At 69.4% G+C, this 20,186-nt stretch carries 17 protein-coding genes; 7 read left to right on the forward strand and 10 right to left on the reverse strand.

Going from position 1 to position 20,186, the window contains the following annotated elements:
• Positions 1–105: 105 nt before the first annotated feature.
• Complete coding sequence (locus ASC93_RS26090) at positions 106–459, reverse strand: hypothetical protein (RefSeq protein WP_056449697.1); 354 nt, start codon at positions 457–459, stop codon at positions 106–108.
• Positions 460–546: 87 nt separating this feature from the next.
• Positions 547–1,440: a LysR family transcriptional regulator gene (locus ASC93_RS26095; RefSeq protein WP_056449699.1), complete on the reverse strand. Its 894-nt coding sequence runs from the start codon at positions 1,438–1,440 to the stop codon at positions 547–549.
• A 90-nt stretch (positions 1,441–1,530) separates the two neighbouring features.
• On the opposite strand from ASC93_RS26095, the gene ASC93_RS26100 reads away from it, so the two are divergent.
• The gene (locus tag ASC93_RS26100) at positions 1,531–1,968 is read left to right on the forward strand and encodes a PACE efflux transporter (protein WP_056449885.1); all 438 of its coding nucleotides are present in this window, start codon (positions 1,531–1,533) and stop codon (positions 1,966–1,968) included.
• A gap of 109 nt (positions 1,969–2,077) precedes the next feature.
• Positions 2,078–3,892, forward strand: coding sequence for an FAD-binding oxidoreductase (locus tag ASC93_RS26105; protein ID WP_056449701.1), 1,815 nt, complete (start codon positions 2,078–2,080; stop codon positions 3,890–3,892).
• Positions 3,893–3,898: 6 nt separating this feature from the next.
• On the opposite strand, the gene ASC93_RS26110 is transcribed toward ASC93_RS26105, so the two are convergent.
• From ASC93_RS26110 to ASC93_RS26135, 6 genes are all read right to left on the reverse strand, one after another.
• Positions 3,899–4,774 (reverse strand): hypothetical protein, encoded by an 876-nt coding sequence (locus tag ASC93_RS26110; RefSeq protein ID WP_056449703.1) that lies wholly within the window; start codon positions 4,772–4,774, stop codon positions 3,899–3,901.
• A gap of 9 nt (positions 4,775–4,783) precedes the next feature.
• The gene (locus ASC93_RS26115; protein ID WP_056449705.1) at positions 4,784–8,506 is read right to left on the reverse strand and encodes a tubulin-like doman-containing protein; all 3,723 of its coding nucleotides are present in this window, start codon (positions 8,504–8,506) and stop codon (positions 4,784–4,786) included.
• A 24-nt stretch (positions 8,507–8,530) separates the two neighbouring features.
• Positions 8,531–9,013, reverse strand: coding sequence for a hypothetical protein (locus tag ASC93_RS26120; RefSeq protein WP_056449707.1), 483 nt, complete (start codon positions 9,011–9,013; stop codon positions 8,531–8,533).
• Positions 9,014–9,033: 20 nt separating this feature from the next.
• On the reverse strand, positions 9,034–10,515 hold the full coding sequence (locus tag ASC93_RS26125; protein ID WP_056449710.1) for a hypothetical protein: 1,482 nt from the start codon (positions 10,513–10,515) through the stop codon (positions 9,034–9,036).
• On the reverse strand, positions 10,512–12,008 hold the full coding sequence (locus ASC93_RS26130; protein WP_056449712.1) for a hypothetical protein: 1,497 nt from the start codon (positions 12,006–12,008) through the stop codon (positions 10,512–10,514). Before ASC93_RS26130 ends, ASC93_RS26125 begins: the two co-directional genes overlap by 4 nt.
• A gap of 136 nt (positions 12,009–12,144) precedes the next feature.
• Positions 12,145–12,687, reverse strand: a complete 543-nt coding sequence (locus tag ASC93_RS26135) for a DUF3828 domain-containing protein (RefSeq protein WP_056449713.1) — start codon at positions 12,685–12,687, stop codon at positions 12,145–12,147.
• A 113-nt stretch (positions 12,688–12,800) separates the two neighbouring features.
• On the opposite strand from ASC93_RS26135, the gene ASC93_RS26140 reads away from it, so the two are divergent.
• Together ASC93_RS26140 and ASC93_RS26145 are read left to right on the forward strand one after the other, a co-directional pair.
• Positions 12,801–13,838, forward strand: coding sequence for a hypothetical protein (locus tag ASC93_RS26140; RefSeq protein WP_056449715.1), 1,038 nt, complete (start codon positions 12,801–12,803; stop codon positions 13,836–13,838).
• Between the two features lie 58 nt (positions 13,839–13,896).
• Complete coding sequence (locus ASC93_RS26145; protein WP_056449718.1) at positions 13,897–14,736, forward strand: phytanoyl-CoA dioxygenase family protein; 840 nt, start codon at positions 13,897–13,899, stop codon at positions 14,734–14,736.
• A 123-nt stretch (positions 14,737–14,859) separates the two neighbouring features.
• Here the strand turns inward: ASC93_RS26145 and ASC93_RS26150 are convergent, their stop codons facing one another.
• Positions 14,860–15,750 carry a LysR substrate-binding domain-containing protein gene (locus tag ASC93_RS26150; RefSeq protein ID WP_056449720.1) on the reverse strand — a complete coding sequence of 297 codons (891 nt, stop codon included), beginning with the start codon at positions 15,748–15,750 and terminating at the stop codon, positions 14,860–14,862.
• A gap of 171 nt (positions 15,751–15,921) precedes the next feature.
• Here ASC93_RS26150 and ASC93_RS26155 point away from each other — a divergent pair, with 171 nt between their 5' ends.
• The 3 genes from ASC93_RS26155 (at position 15,922) to ASC93_RS26165 (ending at position 18,929) form a co-directional block, all read left to right on the forward strand.
• Positions 15,922–16,431: a GNAT family N-acetyltransferase gene (locus ASC93_RS26155; RefSeq protein ID WP_056449722.1), complete on the forward strand. Its 510-nt coding sequence runs from the start codon at positions 15,922–15,924 to the stop codon at positions 16,429–16,431.
• 142 nt (positions 16,432–16,573) lie between these two features.
• Positions 16,574–17,443, forward strand: a complete 870-nt coding sequence (locus ASC93_RS26160; RefSeq protein WP_056449887.1) for an NmrA family NAD(P)-binding protein — start codon at positions 16,574–16,576, stop codon at positions 17,441–17,443.
• Between the two features lie 208 nt (positions 17,444–17,651).
• Positions 17,652–18,929 (forward strand): glucan 1,4-alpha-maltotetraohydrolase domain-containing protein, encoded by a 1,278-nt coding sequence (locus ASC93_RS26165; protein ID WP_056449724.1) that lies wholly within the window; start codon positions 17,652–17,654, stop codon positions 18,927–18,929.
• Positions 18,930–18,942: 13 nt separating this feature from the next.
• Here ASC93_RS26165 and ASC93_RS26170 read toward each other — a convergent pair whose 3' ends face one another.
• Positions 18,943–20,148 (reverse strand): diguanylate cyclase, encoded by a 1,206-nt coding sequence (locus ASC93_RS26170; RefSeq protein WP_082548355.1) that lies wholly within the window; start codon positions 20,146–20,148, stop codon positions 18,943–18,945.
• Positions 20,149–20,186 lie beyond the last annotated feature (38 nt).

Consider the following 20,186-nt stretch of genomic DNA (forward strand, 5'->3'; position numbering starts at 1 on the left):
TTCTCCTAGTGGCGGCAGTGTCCTGCCAAATGACCGTTTACACAATATTATTTACACCCTCGACACCTTAGGTTCCCGCCTTCGCGGGAACGACGGTCTCACAGCCTACTTCGCCGCCTGCTGCATCTTCTCGCCGGTCTCTTCCACCTTCCTGCCGACCTTCTCGGTCGCTTCCTTCGCGCCCTCGCGCGCCTCGCGCACGGCGGCATCGGCCTTGTCGACCTGCGCCTGCACCTTGTCCGTCACCCGGTCGTTGATCTTGTCGATCTTGTCGTTGACGTGGTCGAGCTTTTCCTGGACCCGGGCGCCGGCCGCGTCGACCTTCGCCTGCGCGCGCGCGCCCGCGTCGTCGATGGCCTTGCCGGCCTGCTGGGCGGGGCCGATACCGTCGCCGCCGCGGTTGCAGCCGGCCAGCAGCAGGGCCGCCAGCAGCGTCACCGAAATGAATGTGCGATTCATGCTGCGTCCTCCTTGTCGTCGCCTTTATTGCCGAATATACACCTGTGATGCCGGCGGCGGCGCGCGGGGAACGGCAACGACCTGCCGTCAATCCTGCGGCATCCGCCACTCCGCGCGCATCAGTTCGACGTAACGCCGCGCCCCGAGGCCCAGCGGGCGCTCGCGCGACCACACGACGTCGACCCACAGGCGCAGCTGGTTGCTGATGTTATCGAACGGGATCTCGACGAGGCTGCCCGCCGCCACCAGCGGCTGCACCAGCGCGCGCGGCAGATAGGCCCAGCCGAGGCCCGCCTGCACGAGGTTCAGCGTGGCGAGATGGCTGTCGACGCGCCACACGTCGCGCGCGTGCACGAAGCGCGGATCGCGGCCCGGGCTGTCGCGTCCCGCGACCACGATCTGGCGCGCGTCGATCAGGTCTTCCAGCCGCGGCGCGCCGCCCGCCAGCAGCGCGTGCCCCGGCGCCAGCACGGCGACGAGCAGTTCGCTGCCGACCTCCTGGAACGCCTCGCGGTCGTCCAGGCGTTCGCGTTCGAACACGAGGGCCAGGTCCACACCGCCGTCGTGCAGCAGGCGCAGTGCGTCCGCCTGCGGCGCCGACAGGACCTCCACTTCGAGCGACGGGAATTCGCGCGCCAGCACGGCCAGCGGCGCGCTCCAGCGGCCCGCGATCAGCTCCGGCACCACGGCCAGCGACAACCGGCGTTCCAGGCCGCCGTGCAGCGCGAGCGCGTCCGCCTGCAGCCGCCGCAACTCGCTGGCGACGTGGCGCGCGCGCGGCTCCAGCGCCCGCGCGGCGTCGGTCGGGCGCGGATCGCGTCCGGACCGGTCGAACAGCGCCAGGTCGAGCTCCGCCTCGAGCTGGGCGATGGCCATGCTGACGGCCGACGGCACCCGCCCCAGCGCGCGCGCCGCGGCGGAAAACGAACCGTGGTCGAGCACGGCCAGGAAGATGCGCACGCTGTCGCTGGAAAACGCCATGACTTGTCAATAAAGTTGAAAGGTCCTCACTTTATACATCAAGCGCATCGATATATCGTCACGCCATCGGATTTTTTCGGGAAGTTGGACATGCAAGGCATCAAACGCAAGATCGTCTACGTCGCACTGTACGAAGCCATCGCCGTCGCCTGCACGACGGCCGGCCTGGCCGGCCTCGCGCACCACGACGCCGGCGACGCCGGCCTCGCCGCCGTCCTCGCGTCGGCCACGGCCATCGCCTGGAACGTCATCTACAACACGCTGTTCGAAGCCTGGGAAGCGAAGCAGGCCAGGGGCGGACGGAGCCTCGCGCGCCGCCTCGTCCACGCCGTCGGCTTCGAGGGCGGCCTCGTGCTCGCCATCGTGCCGATGTTCGCGTGGACGCTGGGGACGTCGCTCATCGACGCCTTCATGCTCGACATCGGGCTGGTCGTGTTCTTCACCCTCTACAGCTTCGCGTTCAACTGGGCGTTCGACCTCGTGTTCGGGCTGCCGACGGCGGCGCTGGGCAGGGCCGGCGCCGCCTGAGATCGCGCGCATCCGGTTCGCCCCGCCCGCCTCCCGGTTCGCCACATTCCACTGGCCCGGGTCGTCCGGCCGGCGTAGCCTGACACGCATCGATTCTTCAGGAGACACCGTGAAACGACGATTCCTTCTCAAGGCCGCGGCGGCGCTGCCGTTCGCGCTGCCGGTCGCGCTGCCGTTCACGCCCAGCGGCGCGGCGAGCGCGGCACCGCTGCGCCGGCGCGTGCGTCCGGGCGACGCCGGCTGGCCGTCCGCCGGCGCGTGGGATGGCCTGGACCGCAGCGTGGGCGGCCGCCTCGTCAAGCTCGACGCGCCCTTTGCTGGCTGCGCCGCCGGCCCCGATGCACCGGCCTGCACCGCCGCCCTCGCCCGCCTCAAGAACGGTTTCGACATGGGCGACCAGCCGAATTTCACACACACGAGCGGCTGGCTCGACGCCTGGTCGTCGCAGCCGAGTGCGTACGCGGTCGCGGCGCGCACGGCGGCGGACGTCGCCGCCGCCGTCGATTTTGCGCGCACCCACGACCTGCGCCTCGTCGTCAAGGGCGGCGGCCACAGTTACCAGGGCACGTCCGACGCGCCGGACTCGCTGCTGGTCTGGACCCGGCACATGAACGACGTGCGTGTGGAACCGGATTTCGTCGCGCACAACTGCGGCGGCGCGCCGCAACCGGCCGTCACGCTGGGCGCGGGTGCCATGTGGATCGATGCCTACGATGCCGTGACGACGCACGCCGGCCGCTACGTGCAAGGCGGCGGCTGCACGACCGTCGGCGTCGCAGGCCTCGTCCAGAGCGGCGGCTTCGGCAGCTTCTCGAAACGCTGGGGCACGGCGGCGGCCGGCCTGCTGGAGGCGGAGGTCGTGACGGCCGACGGCGAAGTCCGCATCGCCAACGCTTGCACCAACGCCGACCTGTTCTGGGCGCTCAAGGGCGGCGGTGGCGGCAGCGTCGGCATCATCACCCGGCTGACCCTACGTACGCACGCGCTGCCGGCCACGTTCGGCGCCGTGTTCGGCAAGGTCCGCGCCGCCAACGACGCCGCATTCCGTGCGCTGGTCGGCAAGGTCGTCGGGTTCTACGCGGACAGCCTGTTCAACCCGCACTGGGGCGAACAGATCGTGTTCAACGGCGACAACACCGTCGACGTCTCGATGGTGTTCCAGGACCTCGACGAAGCCGCCGCCGCGCGGACATGGGCGCCGCTGCTCGACTGGCTGCGCGGGCACGACGAGTACACGTTCGAGAAGCCGTTCAAGGTGCTGGCCCTGCCGGCGCGGCACTTCTGGGATGCCGCGTTCTACCGCGAGCATGCGCCGGGCTTCATGGTCGCCGATCCGCGTCCCGGCGCGCCCGCGCACCACGTGATCTGGAAGGGCGACACCGACCAGGAAGGCTGGTTCATCCACGGCTACAAGTCGGCGTGGCTGCCGGCCGCGCTGCTCGATGCGCACCGCCAGGCCGGCCTCGCCGATGCGCTGTTCCAGTCCAGCCGCCACTGGAGCGTGGCGCTGCACTTCAACAAGGGGCTGGCCGGCGCGCCGCCGGCGCAACTCGACGCCGCGCGCGCCACCGCGACCAACCCCGCCGTGCTGGACGCCTTCGCGCTGGCGATCATCGCGGGCGGCGACGATCCGCACTTCCCCGGCATGCCGGGCGGCGCGGTCGATGCCGCGCGCGGCCACGAACGCGCGCAGGCGATCGGCCGGGCGATGGACGCGCTGCTGAAGGTGGCGCCGCGCGCCGGGTCGTACGTCTCCGAAAGCGATTACTTCCTGCGCGACTGGCAGGATGCATTCTGGGGCGCCAACTACCCGCGCCTCGCGCAGGTCAAGCGCAAATACGATCCGGACGGGCTGTTCTTCGTGCACCACGGCGTGGGCAGCGAAGCGTGGAGCGAGGACGGATTCACGCGGCTGGGCGCGTGACCGCGGCTACTGCCCGCCGTCCGCGGGCACGGCCAGCGGGTGCTCGCCGCGCGCGGCGTCGACCCGCACCTTGAGCGCGCGCGTGGCGTCGTCCTCGCCCCAGCGCTTCGTGAACGCCTGCAGGCGCGAGCGCGCCCGCTCGGCATTGCCGGCCGCCAGCGCGGATTCGACGGCGCCGCGCGCCTCGCTCCACGCACCCGCGCGCTGGCGCTTGCGCGTGCACGCGTTCGACGCCTCGTTCAGCGCGCGCTGCAACCGTTCCAGCTGCTGCGGCGTGGCGCGGCCGGCGCGCAGCGCGATCAACTCGTCCTGCGCTTCCTTGCCGCGGCAATCCCGGGCCTGCACGATGGCAGCATCGATGCGCCGGTCGATCTTCCTGGCCGACGGCTTCGCCCACAGCCACACGCCCCACAGCACGGCCAGCGCGACGATCCACCAGCGCAGGCGGATCGGCTGGCGGCCCGGCGGCTTGTTCGCGGCCGCGGACGCGGGCGGCGGCGGCCACGGGATGCCGCGGGCGCGCTCCGGCGCGGCGCTGCCGCCGTCGACGGGACGGCCGCCGTGGCCGAAGGCGGTGGCGGACGGCGTCGGCGCAGCCGTGGGCCTTGCCGGCGCGGCGGCGGCGCCGCGCACCGGCTCCGCCGCGAACCCCGCATCCGGCGCGTCCGACCACCCGGACAATCCGGCCGCCGCTTCCGCCCCGGCGGCGGCAACCGTGGCGGCAGCCGCGGCGGCCTCGCGGCGCGCGCGCCCGTCGTCCCGCGCCGGCGCGGGCGTGCCTGTCTGCTGGGCCGTCCCGCAATACGGACAGTAGTTCACGCGGCGCGGCATGCCGCGCGCGCAGGCGGCGTTGACACAGCGGTAGATCGCTTCGTCCTGCACGGCGCGTCCTTATTCCGGGTCCGGGACGCCGTCGTCCGGATCGGGAATCGCCGTGTCGACGGCCGCCATCACTTCCGGGATGTCGGCCACGAGCTTCCACTTGTCCGCGCGCGGATTCCATTGCATGTTCCAGATGCGCGTGCCCGGATCGATCTCGCCGCGCGTCAGCTGCTGCACCACTTCGTCCAGCGCGAACGGCCCGCGCTGCGCGCCGCCGACGAACAGCTTGTAGCGCGCGGCGACGGGCGTGGCGCCGACGACGTACGCGGCCGGGCCCAGGTTCGGCCCGGGCACGGCATCCGGCGCACCCGGCGTCGGCGCGACGACGGTCGGCGCGGCCGGCGCGTACTGCGTGCCGGGCATGGCGGGCGTGGCTGCGCGCCGCTCCAGCGCCTGCGCGGCGCGCGCGTCGGCGCCGAGGAATTCGGAGCGGATCACGCGCTTGTCGACCGGCCGCTCCACTTCCCACGCGTAGGCGTCGGACGCGGAATCGGGCACGGTCTCGGTCCACGTGTCCAGCTGGGCCAGCGCCGCTTCCACCTGGGCCGGCGACAGTTGCGGGTCGATGGACACGGCGCGCCGCATCCACTGGTCGTACAGGCGCCGCGCCGTGATGGTCGGCAGCGACGGCGACGGCAGCTGGGCGCCCGTCTCGTCCACTTCCAGCCTGGGTTCGTACACGCGCAGCTGATAGTGGCGCATCAGCGCGGCCAGCAGCGCCAGCTGGTGCGGGCCCATCGCGGCCAGGCGCTGGCGCGTCGCCGCGATCACCTGTTCGCGGTAGTAGGTGGGGAGGCCATTGGAGCGGATCGCATACTCGTTGCCGATCTGGAGCCACTCGCCCGATCCCGGCTCGACCTCGAACAGGTATTGCCCGCGCGGCTGGAACGCCGCCTCGCGGTCGTCGGCGTCCTGCTTGCGGCGCAGGACGCCCAGCGCGATCGCGGCGAGGAAGAATTCGTAGTCGTCGGCCAGCCGATTCAGTTCGTCCATCGACGGCGAGACCGGATGGCGGAAGCGCGTCGAATCGAAGTGCAGGTGCGTGGGGATCTTCGGGTTCTCGATCTGGTAGCTGGCGCGCCACGTCGGCAGGCCGCGCAGGATCGTCATCGGGTAGCCGGACAGTTCGATGTAGCACACGGCCCGTCCCGGCACGCCCGTGTTCACGACGGACACGAGGTCGCCGTGGAAGAAACCGGTGGGCACGGCGGCGCGGATCTCCGGCTCCAGCCTGCGCCACGCGGCCGGGTCGCCCACGCCGACGAAGCACTTGAACTGGTCGGCGCTGGGCGTGAACTCGGCCGAGAAGCGCGCGTTAATCCACGGCATGGCGCTCTTGATCCACTCGCTGAACACGCGGTGCCGTTCCTGCGGCGACATCGCGCCGAGCCGTTCGACGAGCGGATCTGGCAGTTCGGCGCCCGCCTGTTCGCCGGACAGCTGCAGTTGCGCGCGCCGGAACAGCTTGAGCAGGAGATCGGCGCGCAGGCGCTCGTCACCCAGCTGCGGGAACAGGCGCGCGGAGCCGCCGAATTCCAGCAGCACCTCCTCGCTCCACGCGCTCACGTCGCCCGTCAGGCGCACGGGTTCCGGCAGCACGTCGCTCGCGAGCTTGATGTAGGTGGCATGTTCCTGGCGCGCGTCGGCACGCAGTTGGCCGATGCGCTGGTCGACGGCGGCCAGCATCGACGCGACGTTGCGCCGCCCTTCCTGGAATTCGCCGGCCACGCCGCTCCAGCGCACCTGGCCGTGTTCGTCCGGCGCCTGCGGCTCGCCGAGCCAGCCGGACAGGCTTTGCATCACGTCGACCGCCTGTCCCGCCGCGACGGCCAGCAGGTGGAAGCGCAGGTAGTCGGCGATATCGCGCTTGAGGTGGTTCATGATTTCGCGCGCCTGCGCATCCTTGCCGAACAGGCGGCCGGCCGCCTGCGTGAGGTGGTTCAGCGATTCCTCGACCTGGCGCGTGCGCAGCGCATCGCGCACGTCGCGGTAACGCTTGCCGTTGCGCTGGACGTGCGCCAGGTCGCGCTGCGCCAGGCGGGCTTTCACCTGTTCCAGCAGCGACAGCACGAATTCCAGTCCGCCCTGCTTGCGGTCGTCGAGCAGCATGTACAGGCGGCCGCGCACGTTCAGGCGCAGTTGCGCGAGCAGTTCGCCGGTACGCCGCTTGATGCGGTCCTCGCTCGTCTCGGCCGTGGCGCCGGCTTCGCGGATGGCGTCGCGCTCCAGGTCCGGCAGCAGTTCGACGACCTTCTCGCGCCACAGCTTGAGGTCGTACGACGCCATGATGCGGTCCATCTCCAGCTGCACCTTGCTCTCGACGCGCTCCAGCAGCGAGCGCTGGTCCTTGCCCTCCAGGAGCATGTCGGTCAGCGCGTATTCCTGGAACGGCGTGACGTCGACGGTGCCTTTTTTAAAATCGGGGAATTCCGTGAACGGATGCTCGGCCATGCCCATCTGCTCGCGCATGAAGGCGTCGCGTTCCTGGTCGGCGGCGCGCCGCGCGGCCGTGCCGTCGCTGGCGACGAGGCCGAAGAACGCCTTCACCATCAGCGCCGCCAGCTCGTAGGCGCGGATGTCTTCGCGCAGGCTTTGCTGGGTGTCGAGCACCGCCTGGCCGAACGCGGAATAGACTTTCGAATACGACAGGCGCATGTCGCCGAAGCGCTGTTCCGGCACGCGCGGGTTGTAGGGCCCCAGCTTGTGCTGCTGCTGGTTGACGGCGACGGAGCGCTTGCGGTTGGCGAAATCGGCCGATGCGAAATCCTCGAACAGCGTGTCGGCCACCATCTGGTACACGTCCTTCACGTCCTGCGTGGCCTTGTTCGCGAGATTCGCCGTGTCGACGAAATACACGTCGTCGAACGGCGTGCCGCGGCCGACGATGCTGTCCGGCTCCATCCACTGCACGCGCGCGTTCATGTCGCGCATGCTCGTCTCCAGCTCCATCATGGTCGCGTACGCGTTCGCCTCCGTGCGTTCCTTGTTCGCCTTGGCGTAACCGGACGGCAGGAACATCACGAGGTCGACCTGGCTGTCCGACACTTCCTGGCGCGCGACCGCCTTGGCGATCCAGCCCAGGTCGATGGCGCTGCCCGCGCCCGTGCCGCCCGCGTTCGACGCGATGACGACGATGCGGAATTTCGACGTGTCGACCTGCAGGCCGAGGCGCTGGTAATTCTCCTTGCGCTCGATGCCCGCGTTACTGCTCAGGAAGTTCAGCGCGCCCTTGATGCGGCCGCGCAGCTTGGGGTATTTGTCGAACAGGTACAGCCGCGCGAGCGCCCGGATCTGGCCCGCGCCCTTCGATGGATCGATGCCCAGCGAGCGCAGTTTCTTCGGCCGCAGCGGCATCCAGTTTTCGATCAGCGGGAAGCGCGCGAGGCTGTCGTCGGACTCGTGGTACTGCGGCAGGTCGAGCGGTTCGACGAGGCGTTCTTCGTCGGACAGTTTGACGAGTTCGAACCACGGGTCGGTGCGCTGCGACTTGCCTTCGTCGATGACGGCGTTCGCATCGAGGTCGAAGTGGAGAAAACGCGCGACCGGAAAGTCGGCGATGGAGTCGACGCGGGTCGGATGGCGGCGGTTCCACACGGCCGCGAGGATGCGCCGGCGGATGCGCATCATGACTTCCATGCCGGTGCCGCCGGCGCCGATGAACAGCGTCGGGCGCAGGTCGACTTTGAGCTCCACTTTGTTGCCGAGCGATGCGGGATCGGGAAAATCTGCCATGGTGTTCTCTTTGAAAGCGTGGCGTCAGCGGCGGCCGACGAAGAAGGCCGCGACCAGCGTGACGACGCCGACGACGACCAGCGGTCCGGTGATCGCCGGGGTCAGGTATCTGCTCGCATTGACGATGGCCAGCACCACGGCGGCGGACAGGAAGCCCATGCCGACGAACAGCAGCCAGCCCGCGCTGCCGGCCGACGACGGCGCCACGCGCTTGACGACGAGGTGGTGCACGTACGCGTTCCGCACGAAAAAGTAAATCACCAGCAGCACGACGAAGGCCACGGCGCCGATCGCCATGTCGCGTCCGGCCGTGTCGCGCAGCGGCGCCGCGCTCGTGTTGGTGGCGCCGCCGGGCGCGATCTCGACGGGCTGCGTGGCCGTGTCGGGCGTCGTCTTGGGCAGGCCGTCCTGCGGCGTGGTCGCCGTCTGGCCGGGCAGCCTGAAGCCGGGGTCGGTGCCGGCGGTGTCCGGTGCCGGCTGGCCCGGTTTGGTCTGGGCGTTCTGCATGATCGCTTTCCTGGGTGGGTTCATCGGCCGAGCCGCACCTGCGCGCCTTCGCGCAGGTCGAGCAACTGGTGGCCGAACAAGGTCGTCTTCAGGCGGGCCACTTGATTGCCCGCCTTGTCGTAGATCGGTTGCGTGGCGCCCGCCCGCGTGTGCACGGTGCGCAGTTCGTCTTCCACGACGAGCTGCACGCGGCGCGGCCGGCCGTAGGCGTACGCGGCGCCCGCGGCGGCGGCCAGCAGCGCCAGGCCGCCGCCGAGGAGCAGCACGAGCGGCCCCGCGCCGTAATGCACGTGCACCTCGACGGGCAGCACGGCCGTCGACGCCTGGATGTCGGCCGGCGGCGTGAAGATGTCGGGCAGCGGATCGCCCGGGAACAGCGCCGCCATGCGCTCGCGGAACGCCTGCGACAATTCCAGCTTCTGGTCCTGCAGGTGCAGCTCGATGCGGCCCGGCAGCACGTACGCGGACCCGGCCGACTTCAGCGCCGCCAGCGACCATTTGCCCGGCAACTGCGCCACCGGCAGCTGCATGGTCGACGCCAGCGGTTCGGCGCGGCCGGGCGCCAGCCGCGCGACGGTGGTCGTGCGCAGCACGATCGGACGGTTCTCGCCGCCGAGCACGGAGCGCGCGGAGATGGCCGCGCCGGCGATCGTGTACGGATAAATCGTGTTCTCCAGCTGCCACAGGATCGTCGCGCCGGGCGTGCGCGCGTCGGGCGCCACGTCCGCGCGCAGGCGGCCCGCCGCATCCATCGAGAACTCGACGCCGGGCGCGTTCTCGACCTTGCGCGGCACGAGGCGCACCGTGTCGCGGTCCAGCGGTTTCAGGCGCGCGGGCGGTTCCGTGATGACGCGCCGCACGCGCCCGGCCGCGAGCATGGCGTCGAGGGCACGCGCGCCGTCCTGGCCGACGGCGAACACATAGACCATCAGGCCATTCGCGCGGTAATGCTCGCCCGCGACCGGCATGCGCAGCGGGAAGGCGAGCGCCTTCGTGATCGCCGCGCCGCGGTGGATCAGCGCATAGAATTCGCGGTTGCGCCGGGCGGTCGCCTGGTCGTTGTTCGGGCTGTTGCGGTTGTTCGTCACCAGCCAGACGAGGCCCGGCTTCCCCTGCAGCACGCGGCTGACTGTCGTCTCGACGGCCTCGCCCAGGTCGGTGTCGGCCAGCGCCGCGCCGCCGGGCTTCTTCGCCGTTTCGAGCCCGGCCAGCGCGGCCTGCACGTGCGCGGCCGTGGCGTTCGTCACCTGCTCGGACAGCAGCGCGCGCGGCGACGGCGCGCCGGGCAGCGACTGGTTGAACGCGGCCAGCACGAGCGCGTCGCCCGGCTGCGCGACGCTGCCCGCAAGGGCCGCCACCAGCGGCTTGAACGGCGAATGCGGGTCGGTGTAGAACGGCTCCATCCATCCCGAGTTCTGCACGAGCACCACTTGCGGCACGGCCCATGCGGCGCCAGTGCCGAGCAGCGCGAGGAGCCAGACGAAGAGGCGGGCGGCCCTCACGTCGGCGCGTCCAAATTCCAGCCGCGGATCCGGTTCCAGTCTGGGTGGTGCAGCCACAGGCGGTTGGCGTAGACGAAGGGCACGCATTCGAGCGGCCGCGCGAGGCGCGCCACTTCGTCCAGGATCACGTTGCGCCGGCCGATCCACTCCACCGTGGTGCGGGCGATCACGCGGTTGGCCAGCGCGTCTTCGGCGCGGCCCGTGTATTTGTGGAAGCGCAGCACGAGCCCGCTGGGCTGGCTGCGGTTGTTGTTAAAGCCGCGCAGCAGCGGCAGGACGAGGGAATCGTCTTCGTGCTGGTCCTCGACGTGCTCGCCGGACCACGGTTCGTCGACGACCGGATGGCCGCGCCGGAACAGCAGGTTCGCGAAGCCGAGGCGCGCGCCGTCGATCGGTTCGCGCTGCGGACGTTCGGCGCCCAGTTCGAGGAAGGAGTACGACTGGCCGTCGTGCCCGATCAGCCACATGCGGCCGTCGCGGCTCAGCGTGGGGCCGCCGAGGTCGAGGCTGGGCAGCCACGTGTCCGGCCACGCGAGCCAGCGCGGCGCGGCGCCGGGACGCCACGCGAGCTGGCCCTCGCCGTGCAGCCAGAACAGCTGGCCGTCGTAGCCGATGGGCCGCGTCCAGCCGGACAGCGGCAGCGCGCCGCAATCGAATTGCGGGCCGGGCGCCAGGTCGGCGCCGAGCGCGCACAGGCCCAGCGTGCCGCCCGGGTTGCGCACCAGGACGCCCAGCTGGCGCCGCATCATGCCGGGCGCGGCGACGACGGGCGCGGCCAGCAGGGCTTGCGTGCGGCACGTCTCGCTGACCGGGTTGATGCCGAGGCGGTACAGCCCGTGCGCGGTGGGCACGAGCGCCACGTCGCCGCGGCGCGCCGGGACCTGCAGGTACGACATCGGCAGCCAGCCGTAATCGGACGCGCCGAACGCGAGATCGGCCGTGCCCTCTTCCGGCATCAGCACGTGCCAGACTTCGGCCAGCGGGTCCCAGTACTGCAGCACGCCGCGCCCCGGGGCCAGCGCGAGCAGGCGCTGTTCGGGAAAGCCGCAGGTGGCGGCCGCGAACACGCAATGGGCATTCGGCGGTGGCGGCATCGCGGCGTCGAAGCGTCCGACGCTGGGCGCGGGCGGGCGCTCCTCGAGGCTGTCGCCCAGCGCCAGCGACGTCACGGGCAAGCCATGCGGCACGTGGCGGGGCAGCAGCGCGTCCGCATACGGCCCCCACCAGTCGGGCCGGCGCTCCGGCACGGCGCCGAGCCGTTCGAGCGGACGGCCGCATTCGGGGCAGAAGGCGAACCCCTCGGGATAGATGGCCGCGTGATCGCAGGACAGCGGCAGCGACGCGCCGAGCAGGTGCGCGCAATCGGCCAGGCGGCCGCGTGCCTGGGCCTGCCAGTCGATCCGGCCCAGGCCGTCGCTGGAGGCCAGCTCGAACTGCCCGCTGCGCTCATCCTCCAGCCAGATGCTGGTCGGCGTTTCCCATCGGTATGCCATGCGCTCCCACCGTCGATTCGTCAAAAGGGATCGCGGCCCGCGCAAACCTGGGGCCGTTATCGTTTTGGAATCATAGCGCCGCGATCAAGCCCATGGCGCCCTGTTCACGGAGTAGCGTGTGGCTGTGCTTCCGGGATCAAATGATGGATCGGCCGGGGGAACTTTCGGGCAGATCCAATGCCGCCCGGTTCACCTGGCGGATCTTCCATGTGCCGTTGTCCAGCACCATCGCCAGCACCAGTTCGTGCTTCGCGTCGCCGTCGCCGTCCAGCGTGACGAGGACGTCGGCGGCGTTGGCCTGGCGGCGCAGGGTGACGGCCTGCACGCGGCCGCGCAGCCAGGCGCCCCGGATGCGCGCCGACTGCAGGAAGTAGTCGCCCGCCGTGCGCCCGGCGCCGGTCGCCTGCAGGCGCTTGAACAGTTGCTCGACGAGCGGCTTCGCGACGTACGTATTCAAGCGTTCGTAACGGTCGCTGAGGGGATCCTGGTCGGCGTCCAGCGTCTCCAGATACCAGCCGTAGAATTCCGCGGCCACAGCCTCGGGCGCGCGCGCCGTGGCGGCGGACGCGTGCGCGGCGCGCGGGGCCGCCGGCAGCGGTCCCGCCAGACCCGCCAGCGCGGCCGCCAGCAGCAGGCCGGCCGATTTGCGCTTGAGAAAATTTCCTTTATGAATCAACATGATGGCGCTCCTGACAGCCAGACTGTGCAGCAATCCGGCCAAGTCCTTCGTGAGCTGCCGCAAGCGTACGGGCGACGTATAATGCCGGGTTGTCCGCCCTGCCCGCCCACACCATGACGTCCACCGACACCCTGCCCGCCGCTTCCATCGACGCCGCCACCGCGCACCTGCGCGACGTGCTCGCGATCGCGCTCGACCACACCCACGAGCGGCGCGCGCTGGTCGTGTACGACACCCGCACCGCACTGGCCCGCGGCCTCGTCGAGGCTTATCGCCGCAATCTGCCCGGCGCGACGTTCATCGACTTCGACACCGTCGCGCCCGACGCGGTGCTGGCGACCTTCCGCACGCTCGCGCCGCGCGACCTCGTCGTGCTGGTGCAGTCGACGAACTTCCGCCTGGACGGCTTCCGCCTGCGCGTGGAACTGTTCAAGCTGGGACTGAAAGTGATCGAGCACGTGCACCTGTCGCGCATGCCGGGCACGCAGGGCGAGCACTACATCGAGGCGCTGGCCTACGACCCCGCCTACTTCCGCGGCGTCGGCCACGCGCTGAAGGCCCGCATCGACCGCGCCCGCCGCGCCGAAGTGCATGGCGGCGGCGACGTCCTCACGTTCGCCTCGCCGCTGGAAAGCGCGAAGCTGAACGTGGGCGACTACGGCGCGATGAACAACGTCGGCGGCCAGTTCCCGATCGGCGAGGTGTTCACGGAAGCGCAGGACCTGGAAGCCGTCAGCGGCCGCGCGCAGGTGCACGTCTTCGGCGACACATCCTACCTCGTCAACCGGCCCGCGGCACCGGTCACGCTCATCGTCGACAAGGGCCGCGTCGTCGGCACGGAGAACGCAACGCCGGCCTTCCAGGAAGTTCTCGACATCATCCGCCGCGACGAGGGCGAAGTATGGGTGCGCGAACTGGGCTTCGGCATGAACCGCGCCTTCACGCGCGAGCGCCGCGTGGACGACATCGGCACGTACGAGCGCATGTGCGGCATCCACCTGTCGCTGGGCGCCAAGCACGGCGTGTACGCCAAGCCGGGCTTCAAGCGCAAGGACGCCCGCTACCACATCGACGTGTTCGTCGTGACGGACGCCGTGTACCTGGACGGCGAGCGCGTGTACGCGGATGGGGCGTGGACCGTCGCCGGTTGATCTTTCGATCGCCGCCGCCTTTCTCTACAATGGCATGGTCACTTCACCGGACCATGCCATGCTCACTACCGCACAACGCGAGCAGTACCAGCACGACGGCTACATCGTCATCCCGAATTTCAAGAACGGCGACGAGATCGCGCGCCTGCGCGCACGCGCCGGCGAGATCGTCGCCGCGTTCGACCCTGCCGAATCGCGCGCCGTCTTCACGACGCGCGACCAGGCCCGCGCCAGCGACGCCTGGTTCCTCGGCTCGGACAACACGATCCGCTGCTTCTTCGAGGAGGAAGCCTTCGGCCCGGACGGCCGGCTGAAACAGGCCAAGGCCCTGTCGATCAACAAGATCGGCCACGCCATGCATGACCTCGACCCCGTGTTCGACGCCTTCACGCACGACGCGACGCTGGCGGCCGTCGCGCGCGACCTGGGCCTGGAACAGCCGCAGGTATGGCAATCGATGTACATCTTCAAGCAGCCGGGCATCGGCGGCGAGGTGCGCTGGCACCAGGACGCGACGTTCTTCGATTCCACGCCGATCAGCGTGACGACGTTCTGGTTCGCGCTGGAAGACGCGACGATCGAGAACGGCTGCCTGTGGGTGGAACCGGGCGGCCACCGCGGTCCGCTGCGCGAACGCTTCCTGCGCGACGGCGACGCCGTCACGATGGAAAAGCTGGACGGCACGCCGTGGCCGGACGACAGCACGGCGGTGCCGCTCGAAGCGAAGGCCGGGGACCTCGTCTGCTTTCACGGCCTGCTGCCGCATTACAGCGCGCCGAACCGCTCGAGCGTGTCGCGCCATGCGTTCACCCTGCACGTGACGGATGCGCGGACCGCGTATTCGCCGCGCAACTGGATCCAGCGCGACGACAGCTTGCCGGTGCGCGGGTTCGTTTGATCCTGCTGGAACGGCGATATTGCCCGGTGTCGCGCCACCTGCGAAATCGGGCAACGCTTCATCGCCGGACTGCGTTGCGTGGCCGCTCGTCGGGCATCGTTCGTGCGAGCACGGCTCGCCCAGTCAATCGCAACCCTTGATCCAGTGGACGAAAGCCTGCACCCGCGAGTCCCGCCGCAGATGATGGGGATAGACGATCCAGAACGCATAGGGATTTTCGAGCCTGCGCCGAAACGGCGCCACCAGGTGCCCTTGCCGGAGATCGTCGCGCACGAGCGGTTCAGGCGCCAGGGCAAACCCCTTGCCGGCCCGTGCCGCCTCGAGCGCCACGTACACGCTCGAGTACCGCAAGCATGGGTGAGATGGCGGCAGCGATGTGTTCGCAAGCTCGCACCATTCCATCCAGCCCGGCGGTTTTCCGGAAAGCTGGACAGTACTGTCGTGAATCAAGGTGTAATTCAGGACGTCGGACGATGCCGCCAGCGACGCCGCTCCGGGCAGTGCCGGACTGCAAACCGCGATCACCTCCGCACTCATCCACGCCTCGACGGTAACGCCCGGATAATTGCCGTCCCCGTAGCGTAATGCGACGTCGAAGTCGCCTTTTTCGAAACTGACGACCCGGTCATCGTCGGTCAATTCGACGGGGAACGCCGCGTGCAATGCATACTCCGCAACCCGATGCGCCAGCCATTTCGCAGCCAGGGAAGGCATCGCGGTCACCCGCAACGGCTTCGCTTCGGCATACCTGGCGGGGTCAAGGACGTCTTCCAGGGCACTGAACAGGGTGTCCAGCCTGGCAGCCAGGCGTTGCCCATCGGGCGTCAAACTGACTGCCCGGTTGTTGCGGACGAACAGCTGCGTACCCAAGTACTGTTCCAGGCGTTTTACTTGATGACTGACAGCCGTCGGGGTCACATGGAGTTCGTGCGCCGCCTTCTGGAAGTTCTCGTGCCGTGCCGCCGCCTCGAAACTGCGGGCTGCGATCAGAGGCGGATTCCGTCTTGGTCTCATGCCAATATTCTAGCAGCGTGATTTTTATTCATCCGACGAAAAAAAGCTTTCGTTTGCCTGCCCGCCGATCGGCCCATAGACTCCATTTCCCACCGAAGGAGAATCGAATGCATGCCTCACACGATAGCGTCGCGTCGCCGGCGCCCTTTATTTCGCGGAAAGGCCTGCCGCATGAATGGCATTGAGCTGCGCGCCGCGGCGCCCGACGATGCACCCGCCATGCTGGCCCTGCTGCAATCCGCCGCGCGGGAGGGCGACACGCTCCCCTTCCTCGACGGGCTCGACGCGGATTTCATCGCGTCCCAGTGGCTGCAGGCGACCGGTTGCGCAGTGGCTTGCCGCGGGGGCGCCGTGCTCGGGATGTACCGCTACGGGACGGCCATGCCTGGCCGCGGTTCCCATATCTGCACCGGCACGTTCGTGGTCAGCCGCCATGCGCGCGGCCAGGGGATCGGGCGTGCGCTCGTCGCGCATTGCATCGATGCGGCAACGGCCGCGGGTTACCAGGCCATGCAATTCAACCAGGTGGTGAGCACCAACACCGCGGCGCTCTCGCTGTACAGGAGCCTCGGGTTCACCGAAGCCGGGTGCATACCCGATGCGTTCAGGCATGACCGGCTCGGCTATGTGCCTGCCTACATCATGTACCGGCGGCTCTTCCAGGACGCCGTCCAGGCATGAGCGCATCCGGCGAACGCTGCGGTCATTCCTGACAAGAACTGTCAGGCGCCGCGCTTAACATGGTCGCCTCGTGATCGCGCCGGAACGCGGCGACGGCGCCGCCCGGCAGGCGATCACGCACCGGACACGAAAGGAGAACGTCATGCACATCATCATCGGAGGCACCGGCCACGTCGGCTCGGCCACGGCGCGCGCGCTGTTGCGTCGCGGCGAGCCCGTCACGGTCGTCACGCGCAACGCCGGCCACGCGGCCGACCTCAGGAATGCCGGGGCGAAAGTCGCCGTGGCGGACGTGCGCGACGTGCCGGCGCTGCGCGCGATCCTGCGCACGGGCACGACCGCGCTGCTGCTGAATCCGCCCGCCGCCCCGTTCACCGACACGGATGCCGTCGAGCGCGCGAATGCCGCGGCCATCGTCGACGCGGTCACGGGCTCGGGATTGCGCAAGGCCGTTGCGGTGTCCACGTTCGGCGCGCGTCCCGGCGAGCCGTGCGGCGACCTGACCGTGCTGTTCGAATTCGAAGAGAAGCTGCGGGCACAGGCGATTCCGGTCGCGGTCAACCGCGGCGCCTATTACATGAGCAACTGGGCCGAGATGCTCGATACCGTGCGCCACCGCGGCAAGCTGCCGAGTTTCTTTCCGGCCGATGCCGCCATCCCGATGGTCGCCCCAAGCGACCTGGGCGAAGCCGCCGCCGGCAGATTGATGGAACCGGCCGACCAGGCCGACATCCGCTACATCGAGGGGCCGCGGCGGTACACGCCGCGCGACGTCGCCGACGCGTTCGCGCACGCGCTGGGCAGGCCGGTCGACGTCGAGGTGATCCCCCGCCACGCGTGGGAGCAGACGTTCCGGCAGCTCGGGTTTTCCGCGGAAGCGGCGCGCTCCTATGCCTGCATGACGGGCACCGTGCTGGACGAGCAGGACCGCTGGCCGGACACGCCCGTGCGCGGCCCGACGACGCTCGAGGACTTCATCCACGGCGTGCTCGATCGGCGCCAAGGCAATTGAGACCGCACAAGTCGCAAGTATTAAAACTACACATCATATGCGAATTGCATTGACATGAAAATACGCGTGGCTAACAATCCTCTCCGTCGGGCGCAATTAAACACCAGAACGATCGCCCGATACGTAGTAAAAGTACCTGGCTGACACGGACTTTTGCACGACCTCCGCTGCCGCCAGGACCTTACCCGTATCACATCGGAGGAGAAGCATGAAGAAGAGCACCATCGTCGCCCTGCTCGCGGCAGGGATGATGACGTCCATGGCGGCCGCCACCCAGGCGGCCACCCCCACCCAGCAGGCCGGCGGCAGCACGGCCATCGTCCTGCAGGGTTTCCACTGGAACTCGGCCAATTATGCCGGCCCGGACTGGTACAACACGCTGCTGAACAATGTCGGCGACTTGAGCAGCATGGGATTCACCCACGTGTGGTTCCCGCCGCCGTCGGATTCCGCCGCCAAGCAAGGCTATCTGCCGCGCCAGCTGAACAAGCTCGATTCCAGTTACGGCAGCGCGGCCGAACTGACGAACGTCGTCTCCGCATTCAAGAACAAGGGCGTCAAATCGATCGTCGACGTCGTCGTCAACCACCGCGTGGGCACCACGGGCTGGTCCGATTTCACGAATCCGAACTGGACCACTTATTCCATCGTCAATAACGACGAGTGCAATTGCGGCCTGGGCGCGGCCGATACGGGACAGGGCTTTTCCGGCGGGCGCGACCTGGCGCACACGAATGTGGGCGAAGTCCAGAACGGCATCATCAACTGGCTGAATTACACGCTGAAGCCGGTGGGCTTCTCGGGCCTGCGCTTCGACTACGTGAAAGGCTTTTCCGCCAGCTACGTCGGCCAGTACGCGAACGCGTTCGCGCCCGATTTCTGCGTCGGCGAGATGTGGCCCGACTCGTTCGACCTGAACAACCTGGACGCCAACCGCCAGGCCATCATGAACTGGATTAACGGCACCAGCAACAGCTGCGGCGCGTTCGACTTCACGACCAAGGGCATCCTCAACGACGCCCTCGCCAACGGCAATTACTGGCGCCTGAAAGCGGCCGACGGCAAGCCGCAGGGCGCCATCGGCTGGTGGCCGGCGATGTCGGTGACCTTCGTCGACAACCACGACACCGGCCCCGCCGAGAGCTGCGGCACGGGCCAGAACCTGTGGCCGGTGCCGTGCGGCTCGGTGCTGGAAGGGTATGCCTACATCCTGACCCATCCGGGCATCCCGACCGTGTTCTATCCGCACATCTACAACTGGAATCTCAAGACGCAGATCGCGGCGCTGATGGCGGCCCGCAAGAATGCGGGCGTGACGTCGACGTCGGCCGTCGCCATCCAGCAGGCCACGCAGGGCCTGTACGCGGCCATCGTCACCGGCACGGCGCACCAGCTGGCGATGAAGATCGGCCCGAACAGCTGGAGCCCGGGCAGCGGCTGGACGCTGCAGACCTCCGGCAACAACTACGCCGTCTGGATGAAATGAGCGGCGCCGCGGCTCAGGCGACCACCGCCTGCAGCCGCACCACCTGGGCGCGGCCCGCGAGGTCGCGGCCATGCACGCTGACGCGGTCGCGGCCGTGCTGCTTGGCGTGGTACAGCGCCTCGTCCGCGCGGCGCAGGATGTCTTCCCACTTGTGATCCTGCCCGTCCAGCGCGGCCACGCCCACGCTGACGGTCATCGTGACCTCCTGGCCGTCGACGGCCAGCGTGGCCGCGGCCACCGCCTCGCGCAGGCGTTCGGCGATGCCGCACACCGCGCCCAGGTTTTCGCCGGCGATCAGCACCGCGAACTCCTCGCCGCCGATGCGGAACAGGGCATCGTAGCCGCGCAGCACGCGCGCCGACAGCCCCGTCACGTGGCGGATCGCCGTGTCGCCCACGTCGTGGCCGTAGCGGTCGTTGATGGCCTTGAAGTGGTCGATGTCGAACGTGATGAAGAACATGGCCGAGCCGGTGCGCCGGCAGCGGCGGAAGTCGCGCGTGGCGATGTCGTGCAGGGCGCGCCGGTTCAGCCAGCCGGTCAGCACGTCCGTCAGCGATGCGCGGCGCAGCGCCAGCGTCTGCTGATGGGTCACGATCAGCGCGCAGCACATCGTCGCCAGCGACAGGTACAGCAGCGTCGCCAGCGCGCCCGACGTGCGGACGTACTGGCCGTACGTCGGGTTCGACGGGTCGCTCGCGGCCGCGGCCATGACCGCCAGCCGCACGACCTGCTGCAGCGCGGCCAACAGCTGCAACATGATGAGCGGCAGGTACGACGCGCGCACCTCGTGTTCGCCCCGGCGCCACAGCAGCCGGGCGGCGGCCAGGTCGATCGCGCAGACGATGGGCGTGAACAGCAGCAGCCGGGCCAGCGGCGCGCCTTGCATGACGGGCAGCGCGTGCACCGCCAGCACGCCCGACACGAGGGCCGCGCCCCATCCCCATCCGGGCGCAAGGTGCAGGTGGCGCCGGATGCCGGCCAGCATGCCGAAATGGCCGCCGATGTAGAACGCGTTGACGCAGGCGCTGACGATGATGGGGCTGGCCGGCAGGTGCAGGCCGATTGCGCCCATCATATTGCTGAAGGCAAAGAGGACGGCGGCCAGCGTCCAGTCGACGAGGCAGGTCTGGCGCGCACTGGCGAGGTAGAGCAGGCCCATGCTGGCCGCCATGGTCAGCGCCGCGAGCGCGGCAGCCACGGTAAGTGTGTACGCATCCATCTTTTCCCCTTGGTCAACGATGATGTCGTCGCCCCAAC

Origin of the sequence: Massilia sp. Root335 (assembly GCF_001425685.1) — a bacterium.
In the GTDB taxonomy this organism is placed as follows: Bacteria; Pseudomonadota; Gammaproteobacteria; order Burkholderiales; family Burkholderiaceae_D; genus Telluria; species Telluria luteola.